Here is a 12194-nt window from a genome sequence, read left to right as displayed (position 1 = left end):
TCTCAAAATATGTAATAGCTGAAAAACAAGATGGAAATAGCAATTTACCTAAGACAGGAAGTAATGTAAATACAACAGCTAATATTGTGTTAGCCTTAGCATTAATTGCAGTAGGATCAATATTTGTTGTTAGAAGAAAAAAAGCAATAAAATAATTTTTTAAATATAATTTTGGAGAGCTTTATTGGATTTTATAAAGCTCTCTTTTTTTTGCTAAAAATTTGATTATTAGACTTAATAGCATAATTCTTTTTAAGAAGAATATTACAAAGTAAGATTAATGAAAAACTTTTAATTAAATCACCTGGTATAAATGGAATTAGAGTATATGAAAGAGTCTTACTTAAGGTTATTGATTTACCAATAAAAGATGAAAAAATGATATAAAAATAAGGTATACCGATTAGATAAATTATTAAATTACCTAGTAAAACTGAAAAAATAATAGTTTTTAAGTTTCTATTTTTTTCAGTAATTTTACCTATTATATATGCAGCTAATATGAATCCTAATATAAAACCAAAGCTTGGTTTTAGCACAGAAGTTAATCCTCCAGTTCCACCAGAAAAAACAGGAATGCCTAAAAGGCCTATAAATAAATAAGTTATTTGACTTAAAGCACCTAACTTACTTCCTAAAATAATCCCTGACATAATAACAAAGAAAGTTTGGAGTGTTATAGGAACGGGTCCTAAAGGTATTGCAATATAAGAACCAATACAAGTTAAGGCTGTGAATAATGAGGTTAGAATAAGATCCTTAGTTTTAATTTGCATAGAGTATCTCCTTTTTTATTATTGTAAACCTAATTTTAAAATTTGGTTTACAATAATATTTTAAAACGATTTGCTTTGAAAGTCAAAATATTTTTTGCATAAAAAATATATATTGTAGTAAATTTTTAATAAAGGTATAATAATAACAAGATTGTTAATATAAACAAAAAAGGAGTAAACTTATGCAAAGTAGGGAAAATATATACCTGGAAAGAAAAAAATCCAATGAAGAGAGAATTTTAGATATAAACAAACAGACAAATTTATATAGTATCCTAAGAGTAATTATATTTGTAAGTGCTATTATAACAACATATTTTGTATACAAAAAAACAACGTTTACTTATGCTATTTTAATTCTATTAGCTCATATAGCTTTGTTTATATATACAGTTAAGTTATATGAGAAAACTGAGGATAAAAAGAAAAAGTTAGAAAAAGTAATAAAAATTAATTTAGAGCATATAAAAAGGTTAAATGGAGAATGGAAGAAGTTTGATGATAAGGGTGAAGAATATTTAGATGGGGAACATGGTTTTACAAATGATTTAGATATATTTGGTAAAAGTTCTTTGTTTCAATGGATAAATGTAACAGGAACTTCTTTTGGAAGAAAAAAGCTTAAAGAGATCCTAAGAATTAATGAATTACCAAATAAACAAGAAATAATTTTGAGGCAGGAAACTTTAAGAGAGCTTGGAGAAAAAATAGATTTTAGGGAAAAATTACAAGTTGAGACTATGGATATAGAAGAAAGTGATGATGAAATAGCTGCTTTTAAAAAATGGTGTAAGGATAGAAATAATAGGATAATAAGTTTGCCTACTAAAATAATAAGATTGGTATGTCCTATAATAAATATTGCAGTAATTGTTGCTGTAATATTAGGTGTTTTTAGATGGGAGTTTCTAATACTACTTTTAGCAGGTGATTATTTAATCTTAAGGACTTTAACAAAAGAAACTGTAGAAGTATTAAAATTATTTTCAGTTATAAAAAAGAATTTACAAGCCTATTTTAAAATTATAGAGCTTATAGAAAATGAGGATTTTAATGCTGAAACTCTTTCAAATCTAAAGGCGGCTACAATTATAAATGGAGAGAAAAGTAGTAAAAAATTCAAACAACTAGCTGATTGTGCTATATGGATTTATGATAGAGGTAATGGTTTTTATTTTTTATTAAATGCTTTGCTTATGTTTGATTTTCAAATTTTATATAAGTTAGAAATGTGGAGAATAGAAAATGGAGACTATGTAGATGGATGGTTTGAAACTATAGGAGATATAGAAGCAATATCTAGTTTAAGTTTATTAAGCTATAATAATCCAAATTGGTGTATACCAAATATAGAAGATGGATTAATAATAAAAGGTGACGAAGTTGCTCATCCAACGCTTATGGATAAAGCAGTATCAAATAGTTTTGTCCTTGATAAAGGCAAGAGTATTATGCTTATAACTGGCTCTAATATGTCAGGTAAGAGTACCTTCTTAAGAACTTTAGGTTTTAATCTTATATTAACTTATTTAGGATCACCAGTAAGGGCTAAAAGTTTTAATGCAGGTATCTTTAATGTTTATACATGTATGAGAACTGGTGATAATTTGGAAGAGAGTATATCTTCTTTTTATGCTGAAATTTTAAGGGTTAAAAATATAGTGGAAGCATCAAAAAGAGATGAAAAAATATTCTTCTTATTGGATGAAATATTTAAAGGAACAAATTCTTTGGATAGGCATACTGGGGCGACAATATTAATAAATCAATTAAGCACTGAAAAAGCAATGGGATTGGTGTCAACACATGATTTAGAATTATGTGACTTGGAAACAACAAATAAAAAAGTTGTTAATTATAATTTTAGGGAATATTATGAAAATAATCAGCTTAGATTTGATTACAAATTAAGATACGGCAAATCAGAAACAAAAAATGCTATTTATCTTATGAAAATGGCTGGAATTGAAATAAAATAAAATACATTATAACTGTTTTATATTTTTAAGGGTTAAGTGAGCTTATAGAATTTTGAATGATTTGGAATTAACAGATCGGAGAAAAAATTCTATAAGTTCATTTTTTATATAGCTTAGACAAAAAACTTCAAATTTGATATAATTATTTTAATATTAAAGCCTTTCGGGGCTTTTTCTTTTAAGAATTTGGAGGGACAAAAAATGAATTTTGAAGGGAATCAAAAGAAGTTTCTTAATCTGAAGTCCCTTGGATTTCAGGTACTTAAGGGCGCTGAAAGTACAGGGAAAACTACTATAGCTATGCATAGAGTGGTAAAACTTGCAAATAATTATTGTTTATATATGGATGAAAAAATAGCTGTAATAAGTAATGGTGAAAAAAGTTGTAAGGAAGCTATGAATATATATAGTGAAGCTAAAGAACGTGTTGGTGAAAGTTTTTACTCATTATTTTCTACAGATGAAGAAAGAGTTAGAGTTTTAGATTTAAATAGTCTTATAAATATCTATTCAAAAGCTTATGAAAAGTCTTTTAAGATGGAGCTTAAAATAGCAAGTGAAGATGAAAAGATGGAATTATTAAAGCCATTAATATTAGAAAAAATAGAAGGTAATAAGAAAAATAAACTTTTAGTTAATAATAATGAAAAGTTTGTATTAAAAGAAATTGAATGGATTAAAGCTTGTAATTTTAACAAGGAAGAATATTTTGTTGTAGAAAGAAAAGGAAGAACAAAAAGGTTAAATAAAAATTCTATAACAAGAAATATTATATTTGATTTAATGCTTGAATATTCTTTAAAGCTTAATAATTTAGGATTAAAGGATGAATATGATGATGTGATTTTTGCTTTAAAGCAAACTAAAAGAGTTAAAGATAAGTTTACTCATATAGTTATGGATAATTTGGAAACTTTAACTAAAGCAGAAATAGATTTTGTTAAAAGATTATATGAAAATAAGGACTATTCTTCATTTATTTTTATTATAAATAATAATGAATGTGATAGAGAAAATATTTGGCTTAAAAAGGGAAGAAAAATAAGTACCTTAAATACAGAGTCAAAATTAAAGAGTATAGTTTTAAAAAATCAATTTAAGAAAGAAAAAATACAAATTTCTTCTATGGAGACTTATGAATTTCATGATTTGAAGCATAAGAGAATCGTAACTTTTGTTAAAGATTCAGCTTCAGTAGAGAAGGAAATATTAGTTCAAGAAGATGATACCTCATATATATATGAGGAAAATGAACTTATAGATATTCCTATGTATAATGATATAGCAGCAGGGGAACCAATACTTATTAGCTCAGAACAAGAGAGTATATTTAATTTACCAAGTAACTGGTTTAAAGGATCTAAAGAGACCTTTATATTACATGTAAAAGGAGATAGTATGAAGAATGCTAATATTAATGATGGTGATTTAGTTGTTATAAAGAAACAAAGTACTGCATTACATAATGAAATAGTAGCTGCAGATATAGAGGGAAGCGCAACATTAAAAAGACTTAATTTAAAAAGTAAGATACCATATCTAATGCCTGAAAATCCTAAGTATTTTCCTATTTCATTAGAGGATAAAGAAGCAAGTATTTTAGGAGTAGCTATAGGGATAATAAAAAATAAAAATTAAAATAAGCTTTAATTAATGAAAAAAAATATATAGTGTGGCATAATTATATATGGATATAAAGGTGAGAGGATGTAGGCTATGGGATATATTATACTAGACTTAGAGTTTAACAATATGAGAAATATAACAAAATATTATGAAAATATTTATGAGAATAATCCTTACTTGAAGGATGTTAAACTTGAAAATGAAATCATAGAGATAGGTGCAGTTAAATTAGATAAATTCATGAAAAATATTGGAGAGTATAAAGCTTATATAAAACCAACAATATTTAAAGTCATGAATCCTAAAGTTGAAGAGATAACAGGGATAACAGAAGAAATGCTTGAAGATGGTTTATCTTTTAAGGAAGCCATGGAGGGAGTTAAGGCTTTTGTAGGTGAAGGGGATATAATCTGTTCTTGGGCAAAAGATGATATAGCTGAAATTATAGAGAATGCAAATTTGCATGAATATACTGATATAAATTGGCTTAAAGATTATTTAGATATACAAGAATACTGTACTAAAATCCTAGCACACAAGAAATCCTTAAGTTTAAAAAATGCGTTAGAAGAGCTGAAGATAAGGGTAGATGAAGATAAGCTTCATGATGCATTAAATGATGCTGTTTATACAGCCGAAGTTTTCAAGAGACTATATAATAGTAGAATTGTAAAAAATTATATAGTAAAGGATATTTATAATATGCCTGCTATAATGGTTAAAGATTTAGAAAATTATGAAATAGATGATGAAAAATTAGATTTTAAATGTCCAAAGTGTAAAACTAAGTTTAATGTAGAACAACCTTTAAAGTTATTTAATTGGAGATTTATGGCTATAGGAAAATGTCCAAAATGTAAGGCTAAGATATTACATGAACTTATTATAAAGAAAACAATTAGTGGAGATGTAGTTTACAATAATTTAAAAACTATTTTAAGTGATATAGAATATGTAGATTATTCTTATAAACTCGAGAAACAGTAAGGAAAGATTTTGTTATATTTTAACAAACTGTCAAAAATATCCTTAAACGTTTTTGATTTATGAATATACTGTTAAAAGGATAACATTTACACGATAAATATGATAAAATAATATTAGGAAGTATTAAATGCTTCACTAAATAATTTGCAGAGAAAGGATAAGATATATGAATATCGCATTTTTTCTAACACCTAAACATGAAGTGGTTCATGAGAACGTTGATGCTACTATGAGACAAGTAATGGAGAGGATGGAGCATCATGGTTATACAGCTATACCACTTATAGATAAAGCAGGTAAGTATGTTGGTACACTTACAGAGGGTGATTTGTTATGGAAACTTAAGAACACTCCAGATTTAAATTTTAAGAATACAGAATCCATAAAGATAAAGGATGTAGAAAGAAGAGTACATCATAAATCAGTATATATTGATGCTAATATAGAAAACCTAATATCTTTAGCAGTATCACAAAATTTTGTGCCTGTAGTTGATGATAATAAAACTTTTATAGGAATAATTAAGCGTAGTGATATAATAAATTATTGCTATAATAATATGTATAAGAAAAAAAGTAGTTAAATATGAAAATAAGGACTAGCGTTGCTAGTCCTTATTTTAATGTAAAGAAGAAAAATATTTGCAAATTTACTTAAATGATGTATAATAGAAAATGCAATATAGTTAATTAAGTTAACTATTAACAAAATTAATTATTAATTTTGTTAATAATAATTAAGAGAGAATATAATTAATAGAAGGAAGGGAATTTATATGGAAAATAATGATATTAATTTGTTAGTTAATAATCTATTAAGATTATATCCAATTTTATATAAAAAACTAATAAAGAGCGATAGACTAGATAAGTCTTTGTCTATACCTCATTTGCAAGTGCTTTTCTTGTTAGATAGGATAGGTGAACAATCTACAGGAGATATTTGTAAGAAGACCGAAATATCAAAACCACAGATGACAGTTGTTATAGATAAGCTAATAAGCAAGAAGTTAGTTGAAAGAATTAATAGTGAAACTGATAGGAGAGTAATAAATATTACACTAACAGAAAATGGTGCTGATTTTATTAAAAAATATAGAACAATTTTAAGAGAGGATATGAAGAATAAATTAAATTTACTGAGTGTAGATGATTTATCTGAACTTTTAAATGCATCTAAAAAGGTAGTAGAAATAGCATCTAAAATACAAGAAGATTAATTAGTGGAGGAAATACAAATGAAAAAATTAGAAAAACGACAAATAATTTTTATAATGTTAGGAGTTATGCTCAGCGTACTTTTATCATCTTTAGATAGTACTATTGTAGGTACTGCTATGCCTAAAATAATAAATGAATTATATGGTATGGAACATTATACATGGCCATTTACAGCTTATATGTTATGTTCAACTATAGCTATACCTATATTCGGAAAAATAGCGGACATATATGGAAGAAAGCCTATTTGGTTTATAGGAGCAACTATTTTCTTAGTGTCAACGGCTCTTTGTGGATTGTCACAAACTATGCTTCAATTAATAATATTTAGAGGAATTCAAGGTTTAGGTGGAGGAATATTGATGTCAAACTCTTTTGCTATAGTTGGACAAATATTTTCACCACAAGAAAGAGGAAAGTATATGGGTATGGTTACAGCTGTATTCGGACTTTCAAGTGTTATAGGGCCAGCTTTAGGAGGATATATAACTGATAATTTAAACTGGAGATGGGTATTTTATGTGAACCTTCCAGTGGGGATTTTAGCCATGGGAGTTATGTTTTTTGCATTACCAAATTATGTGGATAAATCAGTGAAAAAAATAGTAGATTATTTAGGAGCGACATTATTAACATTAGCATTAGTTCCTATGCTTTTAGCATTTACTTGGGGGGGAAGAGATTATGCATGGATGTCTTTTCAAATAATAGGAATGTTATTATTTTCAGTAGTAATGTTAATTATATTTGTAATAGTTGAAAGAAAGGCTGAGGAGCCAATATTATCTCCAAAGTTTTTTAAAAATAAAACCTATAATATTTCAGTTTTAGCATCATTTTTAACTAATGCTGCAATGTTTGGTGCTATTACGTTTATCCCATTATTTGTTCAAGGAGTAATGGGGACAAGTGCTACTAATTCAGGGATGATAACTACACCTATGACTTTAGGTTTAGTAGTTACGAGTATAATTGCGGGACAATTAATATCAAAAACTGGTAAGTATAAAACTATGGGTATAGTAGGATTTGTAATATCATTAGTAGGTGTATTGCTTATGACATTTATGAATACAGAATCAACTAGTTCTGAAATAGTAAGAAACATGGTTATATTAGGAGCTGGACTCGGATTAACACTACCAATATTTAATGTGATAATACAAAATGAATTTGAAGTTAGAGAGTTAGGATCTGTAACAGCATCAGTTCAGTTTTTTAGGAATATTGGAGGAACTATCAGTTCAGCTGTATTAGGAACTGTTATGATGAATTCGATGAATGATGGGTTTAATAAACTGGATTTAAGTAAAGTTCCAAATCCTATGAAGAGTATATTTTCAAATCCTCAATTATTTACTAATGCAGATTCTATAAATAAAGTTAGAGAAAAAATACCAGCACAAGTAATGGGTATTTTTGATAGTGTAATGGTACAAATAAAGGATGTTATATCTATATCAATTCATAAGGTATTTATAATATCAATATTCATATTGATTGCTGCTATTATAACAACTTTATTAATTAAGGAAAAGCCGTTAAAAAGTCAAGAGAAATTTTTAGAAGAAGCCGCTTAATTAATATAAAGAAAATAGAGCCTCCTAAATAGTGGAGGCTTTATTTTTATTTATATGTTTTTAAAATTCTAACGGAGCTTATAAAAACCTTTTATGATTTTAAGTCCCAATATTAAGGCAAGAGACAAAGATAAGTATCTATTATTTTATATTAAAGATTTTAAAACAGAGAAGAGTATGTTCTTGTTTTTTAAGTATGCTTGTGAATTATCAGATTCATGATAAGCATTAATACTCTTGTTTTCTATATATAAATTAATAGATTTAGTTAATTTTTTTTCCTTAAATTTAGTTTTATAGAAATCATTTAAGGTATCTTCTAAAATTTTATAATCTTTAAAATTAACCTTTTTTAATTCTGTAGCTAATTGCTCTTTAGTTTCTAAGATCAATTTATCAAAATTCATGCTTTCCCATGATTTATAGTTATTAGGCATAGATTTTATTATGGAATCTATAGATGAATGATATAGTCTAACACCAGGATATTCCTTACCTATCTTACTCCAAATTCTAGAGTTTGTTCCACCATCCATAACTAAGAAGTAACCAAAATCATATTCAGTTCTTATAAGCCTTCCAAAGCATTGTTTAAAGGAGGTTAAAACTCTAGGTTCATTTATTTCACCATAAGCGTAATCAACTTTTTGCTTAGAAATTAGTTTTTTGAATAATGGATCTGTGGGAGATATATTAGGCAATTTTTCTAGAACTACACAATTTAATCCATCACCAGCAACATCAATACCTTCAAAAAAACCTTTAGAACCTATAAGTACACTTTTTTTACTCCTATCTTTAAGGTGAACTACATCTTTTTTGTTTTCATATAACCTTATATGTCTCTTATTAAGTTCAGGTAATATTAAATTTTTAAAATTTTCTTGACGGTTTTTAGAAGTAAATAAAACTAATATGTTACCAGGAACTATAGAAGTAAGCTTTAATATATTTTCTACTAAATAAGAAATGAAGTTTGAACTATCATAACTTATATTATCATTAGTAGCACATATAATAGCTCTCTTTTTTAAATCAAAGGTATTATCTATATCAGTAATTTCAATTGTTTGTTTATCTTCTACAGAATTAATAGCAAGAGCTTTTTTTAAATCTTCATATTTACCAGAAGTTTTAAGTGTTGCAGATAAAAATACACAACTATCAAGAGTTTTTAAAAATCTATCACAAAAATAGTTAGCCGGATTTAAATCTTTTATATAAGCTTCCCAAAAAAAACTATCCTTATTACAAACAAAGCCATTACATTTAAATTCTTCTTCTGGCATAATAAAACTGTTTAGAAAATCTATTATAGCCTTAAGTTTATCACATTTTTTTACTAATATAATTCCTTTTTTATTCTTAGAATTTTCATCATCTAAGTTATTATAATCAATTAATTTTTTTAGTGGTCTATAAACAAGATTTAAATCTTCTATCAGAATTTTCATAGCAGTTAGAACTTTACTATAATTAGCAAAATCTTTATTAAAACTTATATCTAAATTATATAATAGATTCATATTCTCCTTAGATACTTTACCTATAGCATCTATTGAAGCTTTGGCACTAGAAATATATTCTCTTATCTTATCAATTGAGGAATTTTCCTTGTTTTTAAGACTACGCCATACATATACTAATGCACCTTGACCATCTTTAGATACAATTTCATCTAGTAATTTTATTATATCTAAAGAGCTAATTCTTTCAGCATAAACCTCAAAGAGTAAATCTCTAAGATTATGTGCTTCATCTAAAATCACATTTTTAATTTCTTGTTTATAAGGCCATCTAAGTAAAAGTGCATGATTTAAAATAATTAAATTAGTATCGTCTAGAGCCTCTATACTTTCTTTATAAAAACAAAGTCTACTACAACTATTTATATCACAACCATCATTTCCTGCATTACATAAGGTTACAACAGGTTTTAAATTAAAGTTATCTACAACCCACTGATTAATATCTTCAATATCACCGAACTTTCCGTTACTAGCATATCTATGTAGATAAACTAATCCAAGTCTATCAGGTAGCTGGTTACTAAGAGAGTGCTTTAGCAAATCATCAAGAACTTCAGGACATATGTAATTGTTTTTTCCTTTTATAACCTTATAGTCTAATTTATTATTAAGATTAAAGGCATTTAAAAGGTTAGGAATATCTTTTGAAACTAGTTGATTTTGTAGTTCCTTAGTATTAGTAGATATAAAAACCCTTTCTCCATGTAAGGCAGAGTAGATAGAAGGTAATAAATAAGCTACACTTTTTCCTGTACCAGTAGGGGCTTCCATAATAGAAAAAGCCTTTTGATTTATTGATTTTCTAACATTTTTAGTAACTTCATATTGAGCTTTTCTAAAGATATAATTAGGGCTTATTTCTTTCCAAAGTTCTATATCTTTTAAGCTTTCTTCACATTCTTTAATAAGCTTTAAATTACCAATCTTTTTACGTTCGGTTTTCATATTTATACTTGATATTGGCATAGAACCCTTGAAGATTTTTTCTGTTTCTACATGAGTAGAGTAGTTAGTCAAATAAGAAAGCCAATTCCAATTTAGTAAGTTTATACTATAATCATTTAAAAAAATAGTTATATTATTATTTTCTAAAACTTGATTTAATACTAATATAGTATCTTTAGCATCTTCCAAAGCTCTATTTTTTTCGTAATTTAAAGAACCAGAAAGCTTTTGTTTTATGAAATAATCTAAGTTGAATTCTTTATGATAAGGCTCTAATAGAGCAAAAAGTTCCATAGTGTCTAAAATTTCATTTTTAAAATTTAAAGAGTGTTCTCTATAATAACTTGTTAAAAATGCATGTTGAAATTTACCCTTATGACATATTAGTGGTAGGTCTTCTAAAAAATTACTTAATTTAAATAAAGCCTCAGAAATATCAATACCATTATTTAAGTCTTCTGCATTTAAATCTTCACAAAGATCAAAAATGGTTTCTGGGATGCCAAATTTAGGCCTTATAAATGTATGAAAAACAGATGGTGTGCCATCTGTAAACTTGATAGCACCTATTTCTAATATTTCAGATTTTGACTTATTACCATATAAGGAGGCATTTAATCCGCTGGTTTCTATATCTAAATAAACTACATTTTTAAAATAACTCTTAAGTTCATTTAGATTAATAGTATTAAATTTAGTCATAGTTCATCCTCCTTAAGTAAATTCTTCATTTTGTATTATAACATTAATCGAAAGTATTTTTATATAACTTTTTATATTGCCTAAAAGTATAAATATGTAATATAATGAAGAAATTTATATAAAATATAAAAAATAATAAAAATATAAAAAAATGATAAAATATAATTATATTTTATTAAATAATCAAAAATATTGAATTAATTTGTTCAAATGGCAATTATTAGCAAGAAAACTTTGTTTGAGAAAAAGTTGAGAAGAAGTAAGAAGTTGCAAGTATATTGATAATATTATACAATTATGTAATGTTATAACTATTGTTTTAATAGATGGAGTATATACTCAGAAACAATTTAACATGAGATAAAAAAGAAAAATAGATAATAAAAAATATTATAGAGCTTTAATAGGAGGATAGAATGAAAAGAATAGCAAAAATTTTAATATTATTAAGTATAGTTTCCACAGTACAATATTGTAATAATATAGAGGTTAAAGCAACTACAAATGATGATATTAATATAACAAATGTAGTAATAAAATCACAATGGCAACAAAAGGATGGTAAGTGGTATTATTATGATGAAAATGGTGTTACTAAAAAAGGGTGGGCACAAATAGAGAATCATTGGTATTATTTTGATAACAATGGGGTAATGCAGACAGGATGGCAAAAAATAGACGGAACTTTCTATTATTTAAAAGATAATGGAGAGATGCAAGGTGCAGGCTGGGCACAAATAAAAGGTTCATGGTATCACTTTGATGAAAAAGGCGGAATGCAGACAGGATGGCAAAAAATAGATGGAACTTTTTATTATTTAAAAGATAATGGAGAGATGCAAGGTGCAGG

9 protein-coding genes and 1 pseudogene are annotated in these 12194 nt (G+C 26.4%); 8 read left to right on the top strand and 2 right to left on the bottom strand.

Annotated elements, in window-relative coordinates; genetic code table 11:
* Nucleotides 1-14: 14 nt before the first annotated feature.
* Entirely contained in the window at nt 15-155 is a 141-nt protein-coding gene (locus tag BUB01_RS24035) for an LPXTG cell wall anchor domain-containing protein (protein ID WP_207650009.1), read from the top strand.
* Nucleotides 156-191: 36 nt separating this feature from the next.
* Here BUB01_RS24035 and BUB01_RS22195 read toward each other — a convergent pair whose 3' ends face one another.
* Complete coding sequence (locus BUB01_RS22195) at nt 192-776, bottom strand: biotin transporter BioY (protein WP_072993850.1); 585 nt, start codon at nt 774-776, stop codon at nt 192-194.
* Between the two features lie 182 nt (nt 777-958).
* Here BUB01_RS22195 and BUB01_RS22190 point away from each other — a divergent pair, with 182 nt between their 5' ends.
* From BUB01_RS22190 to BUB01_RS22165, 6 genes are all read left to right on the top strand, one after another.
* Nucleotides 959-2755, top strand: coding sequence for a MutS-related protein (locus tag BUB01_RS22190; RefSeq protein WP_072993847.1), 1797 nt, complete (start codon nt 959-961; stop codon nt 2753-2755).
* 201 nt (nt 2756-2956) lie between these two features.
* On the top strand, nt 2957-4393 hold the full coding sequence (locus BUB01_RS22185) for a LexA family protein (RefSeq protein WP_072993844.1): 1437 nt from the start codon (nt 2957-2959) through the stop codon (nt 4391-4393).
* Between the two features lie 78 nt (nt 4394-4471).
* Nucleotides 4472-5368 carry a 3'-5' exonuclease gene (locus BUB01_RS22180; RefSeq protein ID WP_072993841.1) on the top strand — a complete coding sequence of 299 codons (897 nt, stop codon included), beginning with the start codon at nt 4472-4474 and terminating at the stop codon, nt 5366-5368.
* Between the two features lie 166 nt (nt 5369-5534).
* Nucleotides 5535-5951 carry a CBS domain-containing protein gene (locus tag BUB01_RS22175; protein WP_072993838.1) on the top strand — a complete coding sequence of 139 codons (417 nt, stop codon included), beginning with the start codon at nt 5535-5537 and terminating at the stop codon, nt 5949-5951.
* 192 nt (nt 5952-6143) lie between these two features.
* Entirely contained in the window at nt 6144-6587 is a 444-nt protein-coding gene (locus BUB01_RS22170; protein ID WP_072993835.1) for a MarR family winged helix-turn-helix transcriptional regulator, read from the top strand.
* Nucleotides 6588-6605: 18 nt separating this feature from the next.
* Nucleotides 6606-8168, top strand: coding sequence for an MDR family MFS transporter (locus tag BUB01_RS22165; protein WP_072993832.1), 1563 nt, complete (start codon nt 6606-6608; stop codon nt 8166-8168).
* 146 nt (nt 8169-8314) lie between these two features.
* Here the strand turns inward: BUB01_RS22165 and BUB01_RS22160 are convergent, their stop codons facing one another.
* A complete protein-coding gene (locus BUB01_RS22160) occupies nt 8315-11344 on the bottom strand; it encodes a helicase C-terminal domain-containing protein (protein ID WP_072993829.1) in 3030 nt (1009 codons plus the stop codon).
* Between the two features lie 416 nt (nt 11345-11760).
* Between BUB01_RS22160 and BUB01_RS22155 the strand changes: the two are divergent.
* Nucleotides 11761-12194 (top strand): annotated as a pseudogene (locus tag BUB01_RS22155) (N-acetylmuramoyl-L-alanine amidase family protein); the annotation flags it as partial.

Origin of the sequence: Clostridium cavendishii DSM 21758, assembly GCF_900141845.1 — a bacterium.
Taxonomy (GTDB): domain Bacteria; phylum Bacillota; class Clostridia; order Clostridiales; family Clostridiaceae; genus Clostridium_AG; species Clostridium_AG cavendishii.
The sequence above is the reverse complement of the archived record's forward strand: the minus strand, read 5'-3'. Positions and strand labels throughout refer to the sequence as shown.